23 protein-coding genes are annotated in these 22,892 nt (G+C 35.6%); 10 read left to right on the top strand and 13 right to left on the bottom strand.

The window, feature by feature from the left end; all coding sequences use genetic code 11:
- Positions 1–374 precede the first annotated feature (374 nt).
- The 4 genes from ABJF08_RS01650 to ABJF08_RS01635 all read left to right on the top strand — a co-directional run bounded on the left by ABJF08_RS01650 (position 375) and on the right by ABJF08_RS01635 (position 2,063).
- Positions 375–839, top strand: coding sequence for a hypothetical protein (locus tag ABJF08_RS01650; RefSeq protein ID WP_348114306.1), 465 nt, complete (start codon positions 375–377; stop codon positions 837–839).
- 2 nt (positions 840–841) lie between these two features.
- Entirely contained in the window at positions 842–1,291 is a 450-nt protein-coding gene (locus tag ABJF08_RS01645; protein ID WP_348114305.1) for a hypothetical protein, read from the top strand.
- Between the two features lie 3 nt (positions 1,292–1,294).
- The gene (locus ABJF08_RS01640) at positions 1,295–1,498 is read left to right on the top strand and encodes a helix-turn-helix transcriptional regulator (protein ID WP_348114304.1); all 204 of its coding nucleotides are present in this window, start codon (positions 1,295–1,297) and stop codon (positions 1,496–1,498) included.
- A gap of 139 nt (positions 1,499–1,637) precedes the next feature.
- Complete coding sequence (locus ABJF08_RS01635) at positions 1,638–2,063, top strand: ankyrin repeat domain-containing protein (RefSeq protein ID WP_348114303.1); 426 nt, start codon at positions 1,638–1,640, stop codon at positions 2,061–2,063.
- A gap of 322 nt (positions 2,064–2,385) precedes the next feature.
- Here the strand turns inward: ABJF08_RS01635 and ABJF08_RS01630 are convergent, their stop codons facing one another.
- The 6 genes from ABJF08_RS01630 to ABJF08_RS01605 all read right to left on the bottom strand — a co-directional run bounded on the left by ABJF08_RS01630 (position 2,386) and on the right by ABJF08_RS01605 (position 8,847).
- On the bottom strand, positions 2,386–2,661 hold the full coding sequence (locus tag ABJF08_RS01630) for a F0F1 ATP synthase subunit epsilon (protein ID WP_298954964.1): 276 nt from the start codon (positions 2,659–2,661) through the stop codon (positions 2,386–2,388).
- 73 nt (positions 2,662–2,734) lie between these two features.
- Positions 2,735–4,246, bottom strand: coding sequence for a F0F1 ATP synthase subunit beta (gene atpD / locus ABJF08_RS01625; RefSeq protein ID WP_348114302.1), 1,512 nt, complete (start codon positions 4,244–4,246; stop codon positions 2,735–2,737).
- Between the two features lie 19 nt (positions 4,247–4,265).
- Complete coding sequence (locus ABJF08_RS01620; RefSeq protein ID WP_348114301.1) at positions 4,266–4,472, bottom strand: hypothetical protein; 207 nt, start codon at positions 4,470–4,472, stop codon at positions 4,266–4,268.
- A gap of 42 nt (positions 4,473–4,514) precedes the next feature.
- The gene (gene glmS, locus ABJF08_RS01615; protein WP_348114300.1) at positions 4,515–6,362 is read right to left on the bottom strand and encodes a glutamine--fructose-6-phosphate transaminase (isomerizing); all 1,848 of its coding nucleotides are present in this window, start codon (positions 6,360–6,362) and stop codon (positions 4,515–4,517) included.
- Between the two features lie 12 nt (positions 6,363–6,374).
- Positions 6,375–8,012, bottom strand: coding sequence for a DUF4270 domain-containing protein (locus ABJF08_RS01610; protein WP_348114299.1), 1,638 nt, complete (start codon positions 8,010–8,012; stop codon positions 6,375–6,377).
- A 4-nt stretch (positions 8,013–8,016) separates the two neighbouring features.
- Positions 8,017–8,847 (bottom strand): glycogen/starch synthase, encoded by an 831-nt coding sequence (locus tag ABJF08_RS01605; protein ID WP_348114298.1) that lies wholly within the window; start codon positions 8,845–8,847, stop codon positions 8,017–8,019.
- Positions 8,848–8,923: 76 nt separating this feature from the next.
- On the opposite strand from ABJF08_RS01605, the gene panC reads away from it, so the two are divergent.
- The 6 genes from panC (at position 8,924) to ABJF08_RS01575 (ending at position 14,372) form a co-directional block, all read left to right on the top strand.
- Positions 8,924–9,814 carry a pantoate--beta-alanine ligase gene (gene panC / locus ABJF08_RS01600; RefSeq protein ID WP_348114297.1) on the top strand — a complete coding sequence of 297 codons (891 nt, stop codon included), beginning with the start codon at positions 8,924–8,926 and terminating at the stop codon, positions 9,812–9,814.
- A gap of 62 nt (positions 9,815–9,876) precedes the next feature.
- A complete protein-coding gene (panD, locus tag ABJF08_RS01595; RefSeq protein ID WP_104514038.1) occupies positions 9,877–10,227 on the top strand; it encodes an aspartate 1-decarboxylase in 351 nt (116 codons plus the stop codon).
- A gap of 3 nt (positions 10,228–10,230) precedes the next feature.
- A complete protein-coding gene (locus ABJF08_RS01590; RefSeq protein ID WP_348114296.1) occupies positions 10,231–11,214 on the top strand; it encodes a lysylphosphatidylglycerol synthase transmembrane domain-containing protein in 984 nt (327 codons plus the stop codon).
- Positions 11,215–11,244: 30 nt separating this feature from the next.
- A complete protein-coding gene (locus ABJF08_RS01585; protein ID WP_348114295.1) occupies positions 11,245–12,420 on the top strand; it encodes an alpha/beta hydrolase-fold protein in 1,176 nt (391 codons plus the stop codon).
- A complete protein-coding gene (gene radA, locus ABJF08_RS01580; protein WP_104514041.1) occupies positions 12,421–13,791 on the top strand; it encodes a DNA repair protein RadA in 1,371 nt (456 codons plus the stop codon). It abuts the gene before it with no gap.
- 41 nt (positions 13,792–13,832) lie between these two features.
- The gene (locus tag ABJF08_RS01575; RefSeq protein ID WP_348114294.1) at positions 13,833–14,372 is read left to right on the top strand and encodes a TlpA disulfide reductase family protein; all 540 of its coding nucleotides are present in this window, start codon (positions 13,833–13,835) and stop codon (positions 14,370–14,372) included.
- On the opposite strand, the gene ABJF08_RS01570 is transcribed toward ABJF08_RS01575, so the two are convergent.
- The 7 genes from ABJF08_RS01570 to pdxA form a co-directional block, all read right to left on the bottom strand.
- Entirely contained in the window at positions 14,369–17,779 is a 3,411-nt protein-coding gene (locus ABJF08_RS01570; protein WP_348114293.1) for a hypothetical protein, read from the bottom strand. The genes ABJF08_RS01575 and ABJF08_RS01570 overlap by 4 nt on opposite strands.
- A 132-nt stretch (positions 17,780–17,911) precedes the next feature.
- Complete coding sequence (accC, locus tag ABJF08_RS01565) at positions 17,912–19,258, bottom strand: acetyl-CoA carboxylase biotin carboxylase subunit (RefSeq protein ID WP_348114292.1); 1,347 nt, start codon at positions 19,256–19,258, stop codon at positions 17,912–17,914.
- Between the two features lie 93 nt (positions 19,259–19,351).
- Positions 19,352–19,846, bottom strand: coding sequence for an acetyl-CoA carboxylase biotin carboxyl carrier protein (gene accB, locus ABJF08_RS01560; protein ID WP_348114291.1), 495 nt, complete (start codon positions 19,844–19,846; stop codon positions 19,352–19,354).
- 21 nt (positions 19,847–19,867) lie between these two features.
- Entirely contained in the window at positions 19,868–20,863 is a 996-nt protein-coding gene (locus ABJF08_RS01555) for a beta-ketoacyl-ACP synthase III (RefSeq protein WP_104514046.1), read from the bottom strand.
- A 150-nt stretch (positions 20,864–21,013) separates the two neighbouring features.
- Positions 21,014–21,211: a 50S ribosomal protein L32 gene (gene rpmF, locus ABJF08_RS01550; RefSeq protein WP_041495498.1), complete on the bottom strand. Its 198-nt coding sequence runs from the start codon at positions 21,209–21,211 to the stop codon at positions 21,014–21,016.
- A gap of 2 nt (positions 21,212–21,213) precedes the next feature.
- On the bottom strand, positions 21,214–21,756 hold the full coding sequence (locus ABJF08_RS01545) for a DUF177 domain-containing protein (RefSeq protein ID WP_348114290.1): 543 nt from the start codon (positions 21,754–21,756) through the stop codon (positions 21,214–21,216).
- A gap of 62 nt (positions 21,757–21,818) precedes the next feature.
- Positions 21,819–22,868, bottom strand: coding sequence for a 4-hydroxythreonine-4-phosphate dehydrogenase PdxA (pdxA, locus tag ABJF08_RS01540; protein WP_348114289.1), 1,050 nt, complete (start codon positions 22,866–22,868; stop codon positions 21,819–21,821).
- Positions 22,869–22,892: the final 24 nt, after the last annotated feature.

The raw sequence follows: 22,892 nt of genomic DNA, 5'->3' as shown, positions 1-22,892 counted from the left end.
AGTTTTCGGTTATTTAATGTTCTTAACAAATACAAGTTACTATTACATCAAAATAAAAGCAGTTTCTTGTTAAAAAGGCAAAACACGCAGACCATGAGCTCGTCACCGCCGATAGAGCAAGCAAAAGAGCTATGTGTTTGAGAAAACAAATAAAAGATCAAACTTCACCTTAATATATTTCAATCAATTAAACATTACATATTAAGCTATTTAATCAATTTTATTATCTTTTTTCGATAATTTATTATTGTTAATCAATAATAACCTTATATATTTGTTATCGAGAAACAATAATAATTATGAGAATAAGTTGGCTTAGTACCTTAAGAGCAATACTTACATTAGTGTATTTCTTTAGCTGGATAAGTGCGGTAATGGCCCCATTTACATTCTTCCTTTTTACTGATGGATTAGAAACAAAATTCACCAACTTTGGTGAAGATATTTATAATATACACTGGACGTTTTATTTAGTGTTAGCATTATCCATAGTAGGATATTGGTTTTTTCTAGGAATGATTTATCATTTAAGAAAAGCTTCTTACCGCATTTCTCCGCATAAATTTATTGATGAGCTTATTAAAGTGCACTTATATAAGGCAGGGCTGTTTTGTGTGGTCGGTTTATTAATTACGAAACTACCTACATACATTTATAAATACGTAACAATGCCTATAGTTAAAGACATGAATCTCTTAGACTCTTCCATCGGCATTGACCTTGGATTTTCATTTGATTCTGCTTTTGTGCTTTTGGCATTTGGTATATTCTTGATTATCATTTCAAAAATCATGAATGAATCGATTATTATTCAACAAGAAAATGAATTAACTATTTAATCATGAAATTAAGAAAAACTCTCAAAATCGTGTTATACAGCTTAACCGGTTTTTTCGTACTAAGCTCTATTGCAAGCCCCATATCTTCGTACATTGCATATGGTGGTGTTCAGTCATCCGGATTTAAAACAAGTTTATTATTCACTGTGATAAATGGAGTTTCTGGAGTATTAATATGCTATCACGGCGCCATGGTTCTCAAATCATTTGAGACAATATCTTTTGAAAATATGAGTAATTCACTTCAACAAATAGGCTATACCCTACTATCCGTTTGTCCTCTTCACAATATTATAAATTACTTTACGGCAGCTGTAAGAGATGCAGCATATTGGATTCCAACTTTAGGATACAGTCTTATCATTGTGATTCTCGGTTTTTTTCTATTAGCCATTTCTCAAATCATCAAAAAAGCAGATTATTATAAAACTGAAAACGACTTAACCATATAACTCATGCCTATTTATATCAACCTAGATGTTATGCTAGCTAAAAAAGGCATGAAAAGTAATGAGCTCGCGGAAAAAGTAGGTATTACTACAGCTAACTTATCAATACTCAAAACCGGCAAGGCAAAAGCGGTACGTTTCTCAACTCTAGAGGCTATTTGTGAAGCCTTAGAATGCCAACCTGGAGATATATTAGAATATAAAAAATAGAATTCAAAGACCATCGTACCAGGTTATCAAAAGGTAGTTATTCTATAAACAGAATATAAGCAAACTAAAATCTATTGATAAACAGATAAAAGGTTTTAAACGATAGTGTTATATTAGCATATCTTAAAACCTAACAATGATGAAAAAAGTTCTTTTTATTCTCGCTCTAATCCTAGCAGGAACAGTAAGCGCTCAAGATTTAACTAGAGACATGACTATTGCTCTTAAAAACGACAGTCCTACAGATCTTAAAGCTTTTGTAACTGACTCTAATAAAGATAATTGTTTCCAAGCTGGTACAAGACAATCGACTTTACTACAACTAGCCGTACAAATGAATAGCGGTGATGTTATTTCTTACTTACTTGATGATGCAAAAGTAAACGTTAACCAAACTTGTGGAGACAACACTCCATTAATGTGGGCAGCAAAGATGGGTCGTGATAATACAGTGTCCCTTTTACTAGAAGCTGGTGCTGATAAATCTATTAAAGTAGATGGTAAGTCTGCATTAGATCTTGCAATGGCAAATGGTAATGAAGCTACCATTAAATTATTGAAGTAATTTATTACAACAACATACCTCGTTCTTAGTATCGAGGGAATTTATATAAAACCTGCAAAGTCTACTTTGCAGGTTTTTTTTGCTGTAAAAACTTGAAACCCCTCCCTGTTTTCATCAACACAGTTAGCAATAATCAAGAGTTTTATAGAAGCAACCTAAAGGGATTACACCGGTCAACTTTTATAGCCGAAGACCTTTACTTAGAACACATCATAAACGCCTGAAACAAGTAATAGAAACACCTTTAAGCAATCAAATATTTACATAAAAAAAAGCCTCGATCAATAGATCGAGGCTTTAATATTTTTTGATAAAAAGATTATTAATCTGCTAAGACTATCGCTTTGTTATCTTTCATTTCTAGAACTCCACCAGTGATAGCAAAGTTAGTAGTACCATCTTCTTTAGTAAAAAGAGCAGCGTTATCTTTATCTAACACTACGTTACCAAATATTTTTACAGCACCTTTAGATAACAACGACACTACTGGCGCGTGATTATCTAACATCTGGAACTGTCCATTTATACCAGGTACAGACACAGATTCTACTTCACCTTTAAAAAGGGTTAATTCTGGTGTAACTATTTCTAAAATCATATTTGTATAATTTTATATCACAGTATCCAGTCGTCTTAATTAGATCAAGACGACTCGATACTGTATACTTATATTATGCTTCAGAAAGCATTTTTTCTCCTGCCTCGATAGCCTCTTCGATAGTACCTTTAAGGTTAAATGCACTTTCTGGAAGATGATCTAACTCTCCATCCATAATCATGTTAAATCCTTTGATAGTATCTTTAATATCAACTAACACACCTTTAAGACCAGTAAACTGCTCTGCAACGTGGAAAGGTTGAGATAAGAAACGTTGTACACGACGTGCACGGTTTACAGCCATTTTATCTTCTTCAGATAATTCTTCCATACCTAGAATGGCAATAATATCTTGAAGTTCCTTATAACGCTGTAATAATTCTTTTACACGAGTAGCACAATCATAGTGCTCATCACCTAAGATATCTGCTGCAAGAATACGAGATGTAGAATCTAGAGGATCTACCGCTGGATAAATACCTAATTCTGCAATCTTACGAGATAATACAGTAGTTGCATCAAGGTGAGCAAACGTTGTTGCTGGTGCTGGATCTGTTAAATCATCTGCAGGTACGTAAACCGCTTGTACAGATGTAATAGATCCTTTTTTAGTAGAGGTAATTCTTTCCTGCATCGCACCCATTTCTGTTGCTAATGTAGGTTGATACCCTACTGCAGATGGCATACGACCTAATAGTGCCGATACCTCAGAACCTGCTTGTGTGAAACGGAAAATGTTATCAACGAAGAAAAGAACGTCTTTTCCTTGTCCATCACCAGCTCCATCACGGAAATATTCTGCAATCGTAAGACCAGAAAGTGCTACACGAGCACGTGCTCCTGGTGGCTCATTCATTTGTCCAAATACGAAAGTTGCTTTAGATTCTCTCATTCCAGCTTTATCAACCTTCTGTAGATCCCAACCGCCTTCTTCCATAGAATGCATAAAGTCGTCACCGTACTTGATAATCCCTGATTCTAACATCTCACGTAGAAGGTCATTCCCTTCACGAGTACGCTCACCAACTCCAGCAAATACTGAAAGTCCACCATGACCTTTTGCAATGTTATTAATTAATTCTTGAATCAATACTGTTTTACCAACTCCTGCACCACCGAAAAGTCCAATCTTACCACCTTTTGCATAAGGTTCAATAAGGTCGATTACTTTGATACCTGTATAAAGCACTTCGGTAGAAGTAGAAAGATCTTCAAATGCTGGTGCATCTCTGTGAATAGAAAGTCCATCTTTTCCAGATTTAGGAAGATCTCCTAAACCATCAATGGCATCACCGATTACATTAAATAGACGACCGTAAACGTCATCACCTACTGGCATTTTAATAGGATTACCAGTTGCTTTAACCGCTGTACCACGACTAAGACCATCTGTAGAATCCATAGATATTGTTCTTACTGTACTCTCACCTATGTGAGATTGTACTTCTAGTACCAGTAAAGAACCGTCCTCTTTTGCGATTTCTAGTGAATCATAAATTTTAGGAAGTGCGCCTTCTGCACTGTCGAATGTTACATCTACCACCGGTCCGATGATTTGTGAAACGCTACCTGTAATTTGAGACATTTATATAATGTTTTAAAACTTAAAAAGATACAGCTTTTAACGGCTGTTTTTCGTCGCGCAAAGATACTGCTTTCATCTCTATAAAAATAAGGTGTTTTTTAATTTTTTTAGGACTCCTTAATAATAACCATTTAGAAAAGGATACATAAATGCACTTATCTGTAAATAAGACTAGTAAGAATAAGTGGTGTTCCGCTTTCGCGAAAGCGGGAATAAAAAAAGCCATTCCTTAAAGAAATGGCTTTTGAACTTTTTAAATATAATCAACTTACTCTACAGTAACACTTTTTGCAAGGTTACGAGGCTGGTCTACATTCTTTTCTAACAATACAGCAATATGATAAGAAAGTAATTGTAACGGAATAGTTGTTAATAAAGGTGTCATAAACTCAATAGTTTCTGGCACTTCGATAACATGATCTGCAAGATTTTTCACATCTACATCTCCTTTAGTAACAATACCTATGATTTTACCGCTACGCGCCTTGATCTCTTGAATATTGCTAACTACTTTTTCATAGTGACCTTTTTTAGTCGCAATCACAACAACAGGCATTTGATCATCAATAAGAGCGATAGGACCATGTTTCATCTCTGCAGCTGGATAACCTTCTGCATGGATATAACTTATTTCTTTTAGTTTTAAAGCTCCTTCTAGTGCTACAGGGAAATTAAATCCTCGACCTAAATAAAGACAGTTTTTTGAGCCCTTATATATAGCAGCAATTTTTTCTACAAGATCGTTAGTTGTTAACGCCTCAGCAACTTTCTCAGGAATAGTCTCTAACTCGTTAAGATAGGTATGGAAATCACTAGTAGAAATTTTACCTTTTTTCTTAGCTAATTGTAGCGCTATCAATGTAAGCACTGTTATTTGCGTAGTAAATGCCTTTGTAGAAGCTACACCTATCTCTGGACCTGCGTGAGTATAAGCTCCTGCATGACTCTCGCGAGAAATAGAACTACCCACAACGTTACATACACCAAAAACAAACGCTCCACTTTCTTTTGCCAGCTTAATAGCCGCCATAGTATCTGCTGTTTCTCCTGATTGAGATATAGCAATTAGAACATCGTCTTTATCAATTACTGGATTTCGGTATCTAAATTCAGAAGCATACTCTACCTCTACTGGTACACGTGCTAATTCTTCAAAAACATACTCTGCCACAAGACCTGCATGCCATGAAGTACCGCAAGCAACGACTAAGATACGTTTTGCGTTAACAAATTTATCTATATGGTCATCTATACCAGCCATTTTAATAAGACCCTGATCGGCTAGCATACGACCTCTAAAAGTATCTCGTATTGCGTCTGGTTGCTCATAAATCTCCTTAAGCATAAAGTGATCGTAACCACCTTTTTCAATTTGCTCAAGATTCATTTGTAACTCTTGTATATATGGATCTACTAAAGAATCATTTTTGATTTTTCTTATTTTCATGTCCTTGTGCGTGCGCACAATAGCCATTTCTCCATCTTCTAAGTAAATAGCATTTTTAGTAAATTCTAAAAATGGACTTGCATCACTAGCAATAAAATACTCATTATCACCAACACCTATAGCAAGTGGAGACCCTAAACGGGCTACAACTATCTCATTAGGTTTTTTGCGATCAAAGACTGCAATAGCATAAGCACCAATAGTTTGGTTCAGTGCAATTTGAACAGCTTTTCCTAATTTCACTTTTTCTTTCTTCTGAACATCTTCAATAAGGTTAACTAAAACCTCTGTATCCGTATCTGACTGAAAAGTATAACCTCTATTTTTTAACTCTTGCTTTAATGGCTCATAATTTTCTATAATACCATTATGAATGATAACTAAATCACCATTATTTGAAAAATGAGGGTGAGAATTCACATCGTTAGGCACTCCGTGAGTAGCCCACCTCGTATGACCGATAGCGATAGTACCTTCAGTAGAAATTTCTGATTCAAGTTTTGTTTCTAAGTCCGCTACTTTACCTTTTGTCTTAGAAAACTTTAATTCTTTACCGTCATAAATAGCGATTCCTGCGCTATCATAACCTCTGTACTCAAGTCTTTTTAAACCATTTAATACTATAGGGTACGCCTTACGGTGCCCTATGTAACCTACGATTCCACACATATTTGTTTTTTTTTAGTTGGTTGTTTCTGAATAATACACCTTTAAGACAGGCCTTTTATCCACCTCAGGGGAAAGGTTTCCATAAATAACTGTTCCTTCATGAGAAAGCGCTGCACTTAGAGGGATCGCTTCTAAATCTGGATTATTAATAGGAGTATCTGAAACACCAGTATTCCCTAATAATGAAACGTTTTGACTAGTTACAATAGCTAATCTATCATTCTCAATACTACCTTGAATAATACCATTTAAATGCTGAGTAACTCTCAGTTTATAAAGTGTTCCTTCAGAATCTAAATCATCTTCTATAACTCTCTCTAATCTACCTAAATGGTTTGTATTAGCATCAACACCTGTTAAAGTGGAAGTAACAAAAACAAAATCAGCAAGAACTGAATTAGTATCATAATTATAAATCAAAATACGCTCTGGCTCTGACTGCCCACCTTCGACAATAGATTGATTTACATAAAACTCGATTGAAGCTTCATTGATTAACCAGTCGTTTGCAATAATAGAAGATAACGCAGGCGCCTCACCATCTATATCGTTAGTTGCCTGACCAAACAATTCTATAACCGCAAGAGAACCAGACCCTCCTTTTAAATATAAGTTCTCTGCTCCACTAACCGGATCGTTTGAAGCTGTAATATCTGCTTGAATTGGAGCAGGAAAATCATGATTAATGAAGCCCACTTTATTTCCATCAAAATTAATTACAAAATTAGAACTAACTCTTAAAAACTCAGTAACATCTCCATCTCCATCAACATCTGCAGTATCCTCTATTGCGGTATCAGTCTCTACGACATAAGTTATATTTGCATCAGTTAAGTCAAAATGAACCATATTCCCTAAAGTGTTACTTCCTTCAACTTTAAAATAAAGCCCTCTAAAATAATTTTGAAAATTACTAGAAGTAGCTAACTCAGGCCTAGCATCAATTATAGATCGTTCAGGGTCTGAATCTAACTGAAAAAGAATCTCTTTCCATTGATCAATCGGCAAACTAACCCTCAATCGAGGAGACAACCTACTAGTCGTGACCAACTCCCCTTCATCGTCTATTTCTGTAATAGCAATTTCGCTACTATTAGGATAAAAAGCATCATTTTCATAAATCAGCTCTCCTTTATTCATATCTATAGTACTTTCTAAATCTGAATAATAAGTAGCACCTTGAGTTACGTCAGCAGAATCGAAACTGCTTAAAAAATAATTATTACGATAAACTTGTAAGTGAACTGGACTACTGCCATAAAGCGAATCTATATCGTAAGTCGTTACTTCATCCTCTATAGAAATCGCTGTAGAATAATATGGAACTTCCATAATCACCTCTTTAATTTCTGCATTCCCACTGAAATCAGGATTTGTATTCGCAATATTTATCTGAGTAACAAATCCATAGTTAGAAGTCCCATAAACAGGATCATTATAAGTACCGAAAGGAAAAGAAGTAAAATTATTAGTTTGCACTGGATTAACCGGCACACTATATGTCTTCACATCAAATACAGCCTCTTGAATCACATCAGAGGCATTTTCTCCTAAAAAGTTTGCTCCCAAAGGAGTTAAATCATTATCACAGGACACCACTCCTAACATTACCGCGATAGCAATCGCAGCACTACATAACATTTTTTTCATTTTCTTAAGCTTCTTCTTGTTTTTCGTTTAAAACTTGATCAAGATAGAACTCTTCATAAGCATCAGCAAATTCTTCTGGCGAGTAGTACTTTAAAACAGGCTTATCCTCTTGCCCATCGATATATTCATCAATCTCAGAATCTAATTCTTCACTACCTTTAATAATAGCATCACTATACTTAATAGCGCTCTTCATTAAATTAACATAAGTAGGATCTTCAAATTCCTCAAGAGCCTCGTCATCTAGTGCATCATACTGAAGTTTCTCAATCATCTCATCATCTAACGCTCCTTCAAAGGATTGATTATATATTGAGGTAACTATTTTACTTTCTTCAAATAATGGATCATTACCATAATAATTCTTCAAATACAACGGCAACAAACTAGCTAACCATCCATGAACATGAATAATGTCTGGCGCCCAATTCAATTTTTTCACTGTTTCAATAACTCCTTTTGCAAAGAAAATAGCACGCTCGTCGTTATCTGGAAATAAATCCCCATCTTCATCTGTAAGAGTTGCCTTTCTTTTAAAGTAGTCTTCATTATCAATGAAGTAAACTTGCATACGTTCTTTAGGAATAGATGCAACTTTTATAATAAGAGGCATATCCAGATCATTGATAATCAAATTCATACCACTAAGACGAATTACTTCATGTAACTGGTGTCTTCTCTCATTTATATTACCAAATCTTGGCATAAAAATACGTATTTGACCACCACGATCGTTCACCATTTTAGGGGCAAAATAAGACATAGATGAGGCTTCTGTCTCTGGTAAATATGGTATAACTTCTGACGATACGTATAGAACTCTTTTTTCCTTCATAGATCTTTTTATTGTTGCCTAACTTTTAGCAAGTTGCAAAAATAAGCAATTTCTTGCACTTTGCTTTGTAAACCTTATGTTTGTAGGCGCTATCATGTTAAAGAATGTTATGATTTTTGATTCACATAAACTACTTACAGAATACCTTAACGACCATATTCACAGTAAAAAAACTGTAGGATTTGTCCCAACTATGGGTGCTCTTCATGAAGGTCATATATCTTTAATGAAACAAGCTATTTCAGAATCTGATCACCTAGTTGTGTCCATTTTTGTGAATCCAACTCAATTTGATAATAGAAATGATTTAGATAAATATCCGCGCACAGTAGAAAAGGACGTTCTATTTATCAAAGAACATATCGACTCTAATAAATTAACCGTTTATGCACCTAGTGTAAAAGATGTTTACGGTAACAATACAGCCGCAAAAAACTACTCTTATGACGGATTAGAAAATGTGATGGAAGGCGCAAATCGCCCTGGGCATTTTGATGGTGTCGGTACTATTTTAGAATTTCTTTTTAAGGCGGTATCACCAAACAAAGCCTTTTTTGGCGAGAAAGATTTTCAACAATTACAAATAGTTAAGAAACTAGTACAAAAGCTAGATCTCAAACTAGAAATTATAGGCTGCCCTATTAAAAGAGAATCTCATGGTCTAGCAATGAGCTCTAGAAACGAGCAATTATCAACACAAGCTAGAGAAAAAGCAGCTTTTATATACGCTACAATTAGCGAGGCGCAACAATACTTTAAAAGTCATAGTATTTTAAAAACACAACAATTCGTAGAAGATCTTTTTAAACAAGAACCTGACTTTACGCTTGAGTATTTCACAATTACTAGTGAGGAGACATTGCATCCAGTAACACGTAAATACAAAAAACACCATTATAGAGGTTTTATAGTCGCTCGTATAGAAGGAGTACGATTAATAGATAATATCTCATTACCTCAAAACTAGCTCTTCATCAAGAATTTAAACACTATGATTAAATAAATTATAGTAAATCGTATATTTGCCACATGTTAATTACAGTCGTAAAATCAAAAATTCACCGCGTTAAGGTAACCGGAGCAGATCTTAACTACATAGGTAGCATCACCATTGATGAAGACCTCATGGACGGTGCAAACATCGTAGAAGGAGAAAAGGTACAAATCGTTAATAATAATAATGGTAACCGCCTAGAAACCTACGCTATTCCTGGACCTCGTGGCAGTGGAGAAATAACACTTAACGGTGCAGCCGCTAGAAAAGTTTCTAAAGGAGATGTACTAATCCTCATATGCTATGCACAAATGAGCATGGAAGAAGCAAAGAAATTTAAACCGACGCTTCTTTTTCCTAATGAAGAAGACAACACGCTTTCATAAACATTGAAGGCTCTTGCTTTTAAAATAATAAAAGTTGCCCTACCACTACTGTTGGGCTTTTTTCTTATTTACATTTCTTATAACCAGTTTACTGATGAAGAGAGAGAAAAAGTATACTCTTATCTTCTAGAAGCTAACTATGCATGGATAGCGCTAGCAGTTACATTTGCCTTTTTAAGCCACTTATCAAGAGCATGGCGATGGAATTACATGCTAGAAACTCTAGGCAAAAAGCCCAAATTCATCACTAATGTTATGGCTATAGGTGCAGGGTATGCCATGAATCTTATCATACCTCGCAGTGGCGAGATATCCAGAGCTGCCATAATCAACCGATCTGACCACATCCCTATGGACAAAGCGATAGGAACCATTATAGCAGAACGTGTCCTAGACCTTATCATCCTTTTAATAATAACCGCTACCGCCATACTTAGTGCGGGCGATGCTATTATTGGTTTTTTTAAAGATCATTTAGATTCCGCTTTCGCGAAAGCGGACCCAGTAAAAGCAACTCTATACCTTGCTATCTTTTTATTAATTATCATATTGATCATTTTTATCTCTAGAAAACTTCAATTATTCAATAAAGTAAGAGGCTTTATTCTAGGAATGAAAGAAGGGTTTATGACCATATGGACCATGAAAAAAAAGTGGCTCTATTTCTTCCATACTTTATTTATCTGGAGCATGTACCTAGTTATGTTCTATGTAAGTATTTATGCTATTCCAGGTATTGAAACTATACCTATAAGCGCCATTTTATGCGCCTTTGTAGCTGGTAGTTTTGCAGTGGCATTCACAAATGGAGGCTTTGGCGCTTATCCTTATTTTATCGCACAGGTATTGTTAGTTTTTGGTATTTCAGAACCATTAGGAACATCATTTGGTTGGATATTATGGCTTTCTCAAACTATGCTAGTCCTCGTATATGGTCTAATATCTTTACTATTGTTATCCTTGAGAGGTAGTCTTTCAAGTAAATAATTGTAAATTCCCGATCATAAATTTCTCTTGATGAATAAGTTTACAACCTTCGCAATCCTCCTATTTATAGGACATCTAGCATTCTCTCAAGCATTATATAGATCTTTTCCAAGTGACGTACTCGGTGAAGACCGTAATGTGAAAATTTTAAAACCACGTAATTATTCTAAAAATCCAGAAAAGACCTATCCACTTATTATAGTCTTAGATGGAGACTTTTTATTTGAGCCAGTTGCAGGAAGTGCAGATTATCTAGCCTATTGGGATCAGATGCCAGAGTCCTTTGTAGTAGGGATAAATCAAAGACAAAGCCGTTATGATGATACTGAGATAAATCAGGAGTCTGGTTTTCCAGAGCAACAATCTCTTAAATTCATGGATTTTGTCATGGAGATAAAACAGACCATGGTAAATGAATATAGAGTTGCTCCTTTTACCGTTATAGTTGCTAAAGATATTACAGCAAACCTTGCTAGTTTTTATCTTATGCGTAAAAAAATAGCTGTAGATGCATTGATCCAAATAGATCCAGATTACTCTTCCATGATACAGGAAAATCTGATTCCTAAAATTAGTCAAATGCAGGAATACAATTATTTCTACGTAGCTACACCAGATGACGACGACTCACTAAGCGAGATCATAACAAAGGAGACAGACTCTTTATTTGCAACTAAGAAAAATCTTAACCTGAAACATGACAAAATAGAAGGAACTAATAAATACTCGGTTGCAGCACATGCCATACCACGAGGATTAGATTTCATTTTTCAAGAATATCAGCTTATAGACGAAGAACAACTACTAGAACAAGACCTTGCCGAAGAAGCTAAATTTGAAGACGATGAGAAGAAAAAAGGAATGGTGCGCATCATAGATCGCATACAGGAAAAATATCGATTCATTAAAGAAGTTTATGGAGTAGACATGAAATTGCGTCTTATAGATCTAGTCACCATAGCCGATTATGTAGAAGCAAAACAAGACTGGGATCAACTTATAGATATAGGTGTTCTAGCAAACGAGGTATATCCAGACATTCTTTATGGTCGGTATATAGAAGGATTAGGCTATGAAGGAATAGGAAGACCATCTAGAGCGATAAAAGCGTTTAATGCTGCTTATGGACTAGAACCTGCAGTAGGTATAAGTAAAGAAGATGTTCTTGATAAAGTAGAACTGCTACAAATTAAAGAAAAAGAGTAAATGGCTAAAGTAAAGACTACCTGGTTTTGTCAAAGTTGCGGCTCGCAACATTCTAAATGGCAAGGGCAGTGTTCCACCTGTAAAGAATGGAATACACTAGTTGAAGAGGTCGTTCAAAAGGAACAGAAAAAAACTTGGGAAAGTGCTGTTGGAGAAGTTCCGCTTTCGCGAAAGCGTGCCCCAAAACCACAATTAATATCTGAAATAAATGCTGCCGAGAGTCCTAGACTAGACACCACAAATGCAGAATTTAATAGAGTTCTAGGAGGCGGACTAGTTCCTGGCTCAATTACTCTTCTAGGTGGTGAGCCAGGTATAGGAAAATCAACTTTACTACTTCAAGTATGCCTTAATTTACCTTTTAAAACGCTTTATGTATCTGGCGAAGAAAGTGCTCAACAAATTAAAATGCGAGCAAATCGCATTAAAGAAGAGGCTGTTAATTGCTATATTCTCACAGAGACTAAAACGCAAAACATATTCAGACAAATAACTGAAGTTGAGCCAGATGTCTTGATAATAGACTCTATACAAACCCTACAGACCGATCATATAGAAAGCTCGCCTGGTAGTGTTTCTCAAATAAGAGAATGCACTAGTGAGCTTATTAAATTTGCCAAAGAAACGAATACTCCTGTTCTTCTTATAGGTCATATTACTAAAGATGGTAATATCGCTGGTCCTAAGATCTTAGAGCACATGGTAGATACGGTATTACAATTTGAAGGAGATCGTAATCATACGTACAGAATATTAAGAGCGCTTAAAAACCGATTCGGTAGTACGCATGAGATAGGTATTTATGAAATGCTAGGTCATGGATTAAGAGAAGTGACTAACCCTAGTGAGATTTTAATTTCACAACGTGGTGCGACACTAAGCGGTACTGCGATAGCAGCAACCATGGAAGGGATGCGACCGCTTATGATAGAAGTACAAGCACTAGTAAGCACAGCGGTTTATGGAACACCACAACGCAGTGCTACAGGTTACAATCTTAAAAGACTCAACATGATTCTAGCCGTCCTTGAAAAAAGGGCTGGTTTTAAATTAGGTCAGAAAGATGTGTTTTTAAATATTACTGGCGGAATCACTGTAGATGACCCTGCCATAGACCTTGCTGTTGTAGCTGCTATTTTATCTTCTAACTTTGACCTCGAGTTATCCTCACAGCACTGTTTCAGTGCAGAGGTAGGATTAGGTGGTGAGATACGACCAGTAAGCCGCATGGAGCAACGTGTGAATGAGGTGGCAAAATTAGGTTTTGATAAAGTTTTTATCGCGCCTAGCAAACAAGAGTTTAAAAACACAGGAACAGAAGTACAAGCCTTTTCAAAAATTGAAGATTTAGTTCGATATTTGTTTAGTTAGAAACAACAGGTTTCAAGAACCTTAAAGTAAAAAACAAGAAAATGAAAAATATTCTTTTAATTCTTACTGCGATACTAATCACAAGCTGTGGTGAGCAAGCTGAAAAAACAGAAATGAAACAAATTGTAAAATTTGCAGACGCTGATATCTCTAGTAATGATATCGTACATCTTACAGATTTTGATGATAATTACACTAACCTAGATCAAATCTTAGCAGCTAATAAAGGTAAAGTGGTATATCTAGATATTTGGGCTAGCTGGTGCGGGCCCTGTAAAGCGATGATGCCTTATTCTGAAAAACTACAAGAAAAGTACAAAGGTAAAGACGTGACTTTTATATTTATCTCTACAGACCAAGATCCTGGAAAATGGGAAAGAGCTGCAAAACAATTTAACCTGACCGAAAATAGTTTTCTGGCCCGCAACTATCCTAAAGCAAAATTATTTCAAGATAACAATGTGAGTTCTATACCTAGATATATGTTGTTTGATAAAAATGGCCGCATGGTAGATGACAATGCAAGAAGACCAGCAGAAAAAGATCTAGAAACTACTATCGATGGGTTTCTTGCTATCTAGAAAAAAGCCTTTAACTGCACACTTCCTGTATGGACAGTTTGTGCAGTTTCACTACTACGACCATTATAACTTAAATTAAGATCTAGAAATTTAGTCAGGTTTTTCTGGAATAAGAAATTCCAAGTAAAGTTAGTTCCAGGTTGTAATCCCTCTAACATCTGGAAGCCTACTGGTGAAAATGCCTGTCCTTCAAAATCATTTTTTATGTATTTAATCTCACCATTAACAGCATATTTTTGAGCCTTATTAAACGCCCAGCCTAAACCTATATTTTGCTGGCTTAACACAGCTACATCATTTACCTGATTGTCCTTATTTTGAAATTCGTAAAATACTTCTAGACGGTTGCTATTATCAAACAAATAAGACAGTTGAGGATTCAATAACACATCGTCAATCTCGTAATTTCTATTAGAAAAATTCTCACTACTACTAGCACTTTTCCCTTTTTGAGCATTGAAACTAAACAACCATGTATCTTTCAACTTGTGGATAAATCGTAGTTGATGACTCTCTATATCACTAGCGATACTACCTATACTTTGCAGGTTCTCATTTGCCGTGCTTAAATAGGTATAGTTAGTGGTGTAATTTTGCTTACCTCGATTAAAGAACAAACTATTTCTAAAACTTAAATTTAATCCTAACTGATCATCACTTGTATTAAATGGATTTAAGTTAAAATTCTCACCTTCTCTAGCAACCATGCGATCTATTAAATAACTGGTCTGGTTGTAAAATCTAGAAAGAAACTTTTTAAAACCTTTCTCATTGGTCCACGAGATAGGATTTAAAGTGAGAGTTTGTGAAAATTTATTTTGATGACTAGGTAAGAACACTTGATTAGGCAGCAATATCCTCACAAAACTAGCCTGGTCCTGAAATTGTGCTACCTCAAATTCATTAAGATCTTGAATGCCGTCGTTATTATAATCTATCCATGTAAAAGTTCCTTGACCAGGATTTACAGAAACATAAGTAAAATCTTGTCTTGCTATTCTTGCACTATTCGTCTCATAAGTAGTATTTAAAAGTATTTTGCCTCCATAAATCTTACGCTTATATTGAATTCTAGAATTAAAAGAAACCTCGTCGTCCACCTCTTCTAGCTCGCTTTTCAACTTTCTATAATTTGCATATATTAATAGGGTGCTTACCCTATTTTTTATAGGTTGAGATTTTACGTAATAATCATTAGAAGTATTTACTCTAGACAGATTACCGTCATCACGCAGGCTATCATTCACGCGGTTTCTATATCCTACTTCCACATAAGTTGTAGTAGTATCTCCACGACCAGCATAAAACTCATACCCAGCAAACCTTTGAGATAATCCAGACAACTCGTTAGTCACAGCCAGTCGTTGCTGGTTATCTTCACTTTCTATACGAGTACCGGCATAATACTTTTTTATTTTTCTTAGAACATCTACATTGATGCGGTTAAACTGAGATTCTTGTTCTACAGAACTTGTATTAAGCACGCTTCCGCGAAAGCGAGCTAACCACAAACTATCTTGATAAGATGCTACTAATTCATGACGATTTCCTTTATAGAACTTATCAAATTCTAAATGTTGGTACGTATATGAGCCAGCTATGGTGGAGTCTCGTTTATAATTAAGACCTAAGGTGGTAAATAACTGATTGCCTTGTTCAGTTTCTAAATTCCAATCGCGATTAAATTCTATGTTATAAACACGTTCTACATTTCTGAAGTTTTCTTGTATATAATCTGTATTAAGATGAACACTTAAGGATTGTAAGCTATCCTTACCTAATAACTGTTGTTGTGCTGCTATTTTTAAGGCAACCCCTTTATTATCACCATCGTCAATGCTAGAGAATTTATTTAAATCTTTATTACTCGCTGCAAATTCTGTAAAAACCTGAGTTCCTTCAGTAGGTTCATAACTAGCTTTAAGGCCAGCTATAGTAAGAATCTCTGGAGTAAATAACTGTATCACGGGCTCATAACTACCTTGCGGCATACCATTAATAGGAGCTACGTATTCATAAATATTTACAATCGCCTGATCGTTGATAAGACGGTAATTACCTTGATTAAGTCCTAGAAAACTAAATCTTACATTAAACAAAGTTTCATTAGGGTCTTGAGAAAATATAAAACGTTCTGTTCCATTAATGAATTCCCTGCGGTAAAGAATTTGGTTTTCAGAAAAATCATCAGGAATAGCACTAGGTGCGATAGCACGTTCAGGATCATCACCTGCTTGTACTAATATAGCGACTTGTTCATCGCTTAGGTTTTGTTGTAAAGGCTGATTCTTGGCATCAGTTTCTGTATAAATATAGCTATCTATTTTGAGCTTTTTAGACTCATAACCACCTTTACCATAACCTATGAATCTAGTAAAATTACGCTCGCTGTATTGATATTCTATAGAAATACGCATTTCACTTGTAATAGGAAATGTAGGTGTAAACCGCAACTCTCCTGCGTTATAGTCTATCACATAATCCTTGTTCTCGCCTCGTGTTAAAGGAATTCCATTAACAAAAACACGCTCACTACCGGAAACCACAAGAATAAATAACTCTCCATTTTGACCTGTAAGTTTATAAGGGCCTTGATTTCCCTCCTGACCGGTAAACCTGCTTATATTAAATGTTCCTCTAACCAAAGCACCTGCAGCACCTGCATAACCTCTAGAGTCCTCTCCATTAAATTCTACTTGCCCAGAAATTCCTTGAACACGTTTTGTAAAGTTATTAAACTGATAATCTTCTTGAATTAAATCTACATCTCCAGCTCTTATACTCCAGTCATCGCTATAGAGTTCTATGAATATTTGATCAAATTCGTCTAGACGTTGAGAATACCCATTTTGAGTTTGCGGTACATTAGCATCTTGTATGGACGCACGCAAAGAGACCTTATCGCTTAATTTTCCTGTTATTCTTAAATCCAGCTCTGAATCCACAACACTATTCTGGTTATTACCTACTCTCACACCACGTGTAATACTACCAGATGTTTGAAGACCGTTAAAAGGAACAAATGTGTTAGTAACAGTAGGTTCTTGCAAGGTTATAAGTTGTTCTTGCTTACTATTGTTATCTAGTATGATCTTAGGATCGTAAATTCTATACGTTCTAGTAAGAAAATCAGGTAACGGATTATAAACTATATCTATAGAGTCTGTACTTATTTCTAATTTATTTTTAAACAAAAGTAATGAGGTAGAATAGTCTATGGTATATCTAGAACTATCTATAACAACTCCTTTTTTATCCATGACCTTAAAATAAGCTGGACTAATACTTATAGAATCTACAAGGACAGAATCTTTTATCGCAACACGCTTTTTTATCAAGTCCGCATACTCTTGCGCGCCGGCTATACTGCTGTAACACAAAAGAATAAAAAAGAACTTGAATTTCATATTTACTTTAAACAGATCTAGATCAAAAATATTTTAAATAACTAGTAATTGAACAGAATAATAGGGATTAATTGCATAAAAAAATCCTACCTAGTAGAACTAGATAGGATTATACTTATTATATTTTTAAAACTAAGCTTTTGCTTTCATTTCAAAAGTATCCATGAATGCGGTAGTGTAATTACCTTCCACATATGCTGGATCATCCATAAGTTGTCTATGGAAAGGAATAGTAGTCTTAATTCCTTCTATAACAAACTCATCTAGAGCACGCTTCATTTTATCAATTGCTTCCTGACGTGTTCTTGCAGTTGTAATCAACTTTGCAATCATTGAGTCATAATTAGGTGGGATAGAATAACCAGCATATACATGCGTGTCTAATCTTACACCATGACCACCTGGAGCATGTAATGTAGTAATTTTACCTGGAGAAGGACGGAAATCGTGATAAGGATCTTCTGCATTTATTCTACACTCAATAGAGTGTAACGCAGGCTCATAATTCTTTCCTGAAATCTTAACACCAGCAGCAACAAGTATTTGCTCTCTAATTAGATCAAAGTCTATTACTTGTTCTGTGATAGGGTGTTCTACTTGAATACGAGTATTCATCTCCATGAAGTAGAAATTACGGTGTTTATCAACAAGAAACTCTACAGTTCCTGCACCTTCATAAGCGATATATTCTGCAGCTTTTACAGCAGCTTCACCCATGTCCTTACGCAATTTCTTTGTCATGAAAGGAGAAGGCACCTCTTCAGTAAGTTTCTGGTGACGTCTTTGTACAGAACAATCACGCTCACTTAAGTGACATGCTTTTCCATAGCTATCTCCTACGATTTGTATTTCAATATGGCGTGGCTCTTCAATAAGCTTTTCCATATACATATCATCATTACCAAAGGCAGCCTTAGACTCATAACGAGCGCTATCCCATGCATCTTGAAGATCTTCTTCTTTCCACACGGCACGCATACCTTTACCACCACCACCAGCAGTAGCTTTTAGCATTACAGGGTAACCAGTTTCTCTAGCTGTTTTTAAACAGTCAGCAAAATCTGCCATGATTCCTTCAGAACCAGGAACACAAGGTACACCTGCGGCTTTCATAGTTTCTTTGGCAGTTGCTTTATCTCCCATTTTAGAGATCATGTCTGCACTAGCACCTATGAATTTAATTTGATGTTCATCACAAATGCGAGAAAAATCTGCATTTTCAGATAAAAAACCATAACCAGGATGGATAGCATCTGCATTTGTAATTTCTGCGGCACTTATAATGTTAGACATTTTTAAGTAAGACTCACTACTAGCAGGAGGTCCTATACACACAGCTTCGTCTGCAAATTTCACGTGAAGACTTTCTGCATCAGCAGTAGAATAAACAGCTACTGTTTTTATTCCCATCTCCTTACAAGTACGTATAACTCTTAGAGCTATTTCACCGCGATTTGCAATCAATATTTTTTTAAACATGATGTTTCTTTTTAGTTAAGGTATCGGTATATGGCTCGCTTTCGCGAAAGCGGAAGCAATACCAACACTAAGACATAAAAATCCTTCTTTTACTTAAGACGGATCTACTAAAAATAATGGCTGATCGAATTCTACCGGAGAAGAATCGTCGATAAGCACTTTTACAATAGTACCTGAAACTTCACTTTCTATCTCGTTGAAAAGTTTCATAGCCTCAATAATACATAATGTATCACCTTCTTTAATACTATCTCCTACCTCAACAAATGCAGGTTTATCTGGAGATGCTTTTCTATAAAAAGTTCCAATAATAGGAGATTTTACAGTAATATACTTATCATCACTAGCCGCAGGAGCAGCTGCTGGTGCTGCCGCAACAGGTGCCGCTGCAGGAGCAGCTTGTTGCACAGGTGCTGCTTGTTGAGCAGGAGCCATTTGCATAGGAGCAGCTTGAGAAACGTAAGTTACATCACCAGTTTCACTACCAGTTCTAATGGTGATTTTAATATCATCCATTTCTAATTTTACCTCACTTGCTCCAGATTTTGCAACAAATTTGATCAAATTTTGTATTTCTTTAATGTCCATAAATTAGGGTGGTTATTAAGTTTAACTATCGTAAGCCCACGTTAAATATACAGAACCCCAAGTAAATCCACCACCGAAGGCAGCAAATACTAGTCGATCTCCTTTTTTTAACTGAGTTTCATAATCATTTAAGCATAAAGGTAATGTAGCACTGGTAGTATTTCCAAATTTATGGATATTTACCATAACCTTCTCTTCTGGAAGATCTACCCTTCTTGCGGTTGCATCTATTATGCGTTTATTTGCCTGGTGTGGTACTAACCAGTCTATATCTTCATTAGTTAATTTATTGCGTTTTACAATTTGTTCAGAAACATCGGCCATATTTGATACCGCGTGTTTAAAAACATTTTTTCCATCCTGAAAAACGTAATGTTGTTTATTATCTACAGATTCATGAGAGGCAGGCATTAATGAACCACCTGCTTCTATCTTTAAAAAATTACGCCCTATACCGTCACTGCGTAGTATTTCATCTTCAAAACCATAACCTTCTGTATTAGGCTCAAAGAGAACCGCGCCACCTCCATCACCAAAAATGATACAAGTCGCGCGATCTTCATAATCTATAATAGAGGACATCTTATCTGCCCCAATAAGTAGAACTTTTTTATACCTACCAGATTCAATATAACTACTAGCAGTACTCATTCCATAAAGGAAGCCCGAACAGGCTGCCATTAAGTCATATGAGAATGCATTTACCGCACCTATTTCTGAAGCAACGTAAGCAGCCGTAGATGCCACTGGCATGTCTGGTGTTACTGTTGCAACAATTACTAAATCTATAGTAGTAGGATCTAATTTCTTTTTATCAATTAGATTTTTTGCTGCCATTATAGCAAGGTAAGAAGTACCCTTATCCTTATCTTTAAGAATGCGCCTTTCCTTAATCCCTGTACGAGAAGTGATCCATTCGTCGTTTGTATCGACTATAGTTTCTAAGATGGCGTTAGTAAGCCTATACTCTGGTGCGTAGGCCCCTACTGCTGTTATCGCCGCTTTGACTTTACTCATACTGGTGATTCTAGTGGTTTAATTAGAGCTGCGAAAGCTACTAAAAAAGCTCTAGAAACCACAAAAAATGACACATTTTTAATAAAAACGTGTCATTTTTTGTGATCTCATATTGAAAACCAAGGTTTTCTAAGAAATATATAATTGAGATTAAGCCTCAGCTACCTCAGTTTTGTCTATAAGTACATTACCGCGGTAATATAATTTTCCTTCATGCCAGTGTGCTCTGTGGTAAAGGTGAGCCTCACCAGTTGTTGAATCTGTTGCAATTTGAGGAACAGTCGCTTTGTAGTGTGTTCTTCTTTTGTCTCTTCTCGTTTTCGAGATTTTTCTCTTAGGATGCGCCATGGCTATAAGTTATTATCCGTTTTTAATTTCTTTAATGCGTCCCATCTGGGATCTGTAATATTTGTGTTATTCTCTTCTTCAGGATTTGAAACTCTTAATTCATCTAGCTTATCTAATACATCTGACTCTAAAGAACCATCTTCAACTCCTGGATGAACTCTTCTATGTGGCAATGAAAGCACAAGCATTTCATACACATACTGCGCAATATTGAATTCATATTCTCCATGTGGTAGGATCAATAATTCTTCATTATCATCATTAAAAGCATCTCCAAATTTGACGACTAGATTCATAGACGTGTCTATATCTAAATCAAAAGGCTCATTAGTAACATCACAATTAACGTTAACTGATCCAGTAGCATCCAAAGAAAGTTCCATAATGGTATTTTTCTTATCTAACTCTGCATCAACAATAATTGATGAACTATTAAACTCTTCAAATCCAAAATTTTCAAAAAACGTATTATCGACCTCGAATTGAAACTGATGTTTCCCTTCTTTTAATCCAGCATAGGATATTATAAAAGCTTTGAGTTCCATAATCTTACTCTTTCAAAGAGCGGGCAAAGATAATAAAAGTTATTAAAAACCTAGTGTTAATATCATCTTCGTTTGCGAGAAAGTTTTTTTAACGGATTCTTATTAAGTATTTCGTACTCTTTTCTCTCGCGATAAATTTCTATCGCGCAATTTACAGCAGCTATAAACGATTCTGGATTAGCATCACCTTTTCCAGCTATATCAAAGCCTGTCCCGTGATCAGGACTTGTTCTTACATGACTAAGTCCTGCCGTAAAATTCACTCCTTTACCAAAAGCAATAGTTTTGAAAGGAATTAATCCTTGGTCGTGATAACTAGCTAAAATAGCGTCGAATTCTTTATATTTTTTGTTCCCAAAAAAGGAATCTGCTGCATATGGGCCGAATATTATGTTCCCATCTTCTCTTAATTGCTCCAAAGCTGGGATTAAAGTATCCTGATCTTCTGTCCCGATGACACCATTATCTCCTACATGTGGATTAATACCTAAAACAGCTATTTTAGGTTTACTAATTCCAAAGTCCTTTTTCAAAGATTCTTTTATAGTACCTATTTTAGTTTTAACAACCTTGGCATTAATACTGGCTGGCACGTCTTTTACCGGCACATGATCTGTAAGTAAACCTACTCTCAAATCGTTGGACACCATAAACATTAAACTCTCGCCTTCTAACTCTTGATTTAAATAATCTGTATGCCCTGGGAATTTAAACTTATCAGAATGTATAGACTCCTTATTAATAGGTGCAGTTACTAGCACATCTATATCATTGTTCTTTAATGCCGCAGTAGCAGCCTCTAGACTTCTCACAGCTATCTCACCAGCTTCTGGACTTACCTGTCCCCAGTTAACTTTAAACGGCTCCTTAATTAGCCTAAACACATTAAATTTACCTGGAACTACATCGTTCAAAGAAGTTATTCCATGAATTTTGACTTTAAGGTTAAACGTTTTAACGTAATAGGATAGTAATTTTGTGCTAGCAAAAACGACTGGCGTAAACATCTCTAGCATTCTAGAATCTTCAAATGCCTTTAAAATAATCTCTCCACCTATTCCATTAGGATCACCAATAGTGATACCTACTTTGATATTCTCTTCCTTATTCATGTATTGCGCGCTTTAAGCCTTATT

Origin of the sequence: Nonlabens sp. (genome assembly GCF_039941875.1) — a bacterium.
Lineage (GTDB): Bacteria > Bacteroidota > Bacteroidia > Flavobacteriales > Flavobacteriaceae > Nonlabens.
Note: the sequence above shows the minus strand (reverse complement) of the source record. Positions and strands in the feature narration are given on the sequence as shown.

Excerpts from the sequence above, each read along its gene's own strand:
- ABJF08_RS01650 (WP_348114306.1), top strand. The coding sequence starts at position 375 with ATGGCCCCATTTACATTCTTCCTTTTTACTGATGGATTAGAAACAAAA.
- ABJF08_RS01645 (WP_348114305.1), top strand. The coding sequence starts at position 842 with ATGAAATTAAGAAAAACTCTCAAAATCGTGTTATACAGCTTAACCGGT.
- ABJF08_RS01640 (WP_348114304.1), top strand. The coding sequence starts at position 1,295 with ATGCCTATTTATATCAACCTAGATGTTATGCTAGCTAAAAAAGGCATG.
- ABJF08_RS01635 (WP_348114303.1), top strand. The coding sequence starts at position 1,638 with ATGAAAAAAGTTCTTTTTATTCTCGCTCTAATCCTAGCAGGAACAGTA.
- ABJF08_RS01630 (WP_298954964.1), bottom strand. The coding sequence starts at position 2,661 with ATGATTTTAGAAATAGTTACACCAGAATTAACCCTTTTTAAAGGTGAA.
- atpD (WP_348114302.1), bottom strand. The coding sequence starts at position 4,246 with ATGTCTCAAATTACAGGTAGCGTTTCACAAATCATCGGACCGGTGGTA.
- ABJF08_RS01620 (WP_348114301.1), bottom strand. The coding sequence starts at position 4,472 with ATGGCTTTTTTTATTCCCGCTTTCGCGAAAGCGGAACACCACTTATTC.
- glmS (WP_348114300.1), bottom strand. The coding sequence starts at position 6,362 with ATGTGTGGAATCGTAGGTTACATAGGGCACCGTAAGGCGTACCCTATA.
- ABJF08_RS01610 (WP_348114299.1), bottom strand. The coding sequence starts at position 8,012 with ATGAAAAAAATGTTATGTAGTGCTGCGATTGCTATCGCGGTAATGTTA.
- ABJF08_RS01605 (WP_348114298.1), bottom strand. The coding sequence starts at position 8,847 with ATGAAGGAAAAAAGAGTTCTATACGTATCGTCAGAAGTTATACCATAT.
- panC (WP_348114297.1), top strand. The coding sequence starts at position 8,924 with ATGTTTGTAGGCGCTATCATGTTAAAGAATGTTATGATTTTTGATTCA.
- panD (WP_104514038.1), top strand. The coding sequence starts at position 9,877 with ATGTTAATTACAGTCGTAAAATCAAAAATTCACCGCGTTAAGGTAACC.
- ABJF08_RS01585 (WP_348114295.1), top strand. The coding sequence starts at position 11,245 with ATGAATAAGTTTACAACCTTCGCAATCCTCCTATTTATAGGACATCTA.
- radA (WP_104514041.1), top strand. The coding sequence starts at position 12,421 with ATGGCTAAAGTAAAGACTACCTGGTTTTGTCAAAGTTGCGGCTCGCAA.
- ABJF08_RS01575 (WP_348114294.1), top strand. The coding sequence starts at position 13,833 with ATGAAAAATATTCTTTTAATTCTTACTGCGATACTAATCACAAGCTGT.
- ABJF08_RS01570 (WP_348114293.1), bottom strand. The coding sequence starts at position 17,779 with ATGAAATTCAAGTTCTTTTTTATTCTTTTGTGTTACAGCAGTATAGCC.
- accC (WP_348114292.1), bottom strand. The coding sequence starts at position 19,258 with ATGTTTAAAAAAATATTGATTGCAAATCGCGGTGAAATAGCTCTAAGA.
- accB (WP_348114291.1), bottom strand. The coding sequence starts at position 19,846 with ATGGACATTAAAGAAATACAAAATTTGATCAAATTTGTTGCAAAATCT.
- ABJF08_RS01555 (WP_104514046.1), bottom strand. The coding sequence starts at position 20,863 with ATGAGTAAAGTCAAAGCGGCGATAACAGCAGTAGGGGCCTACGCACCA.
- rpmF (WP_041495498.1), bottom strand. The coding sequence starts at position 21,211 with ATGGCGCATCCTAAGAGAAAAATCTCGAAAACGAGAAGAGACAAAAGA.
- ABJF08_RS01545 (WP_348114290.1), bottom strand. The coding sequence starts at position 21,756 with ATGGAACTCAAAGCTTTTATAATATCCTATGCTGGATTAAAAGAAGGG.
- pdxA (WP_348114289.1), bottom strand. The coding sequence starts at position 22,868 with ATGAATAAGGAAGAGAATATCAAAGTAGGTATCACTATTGGTGATCCT.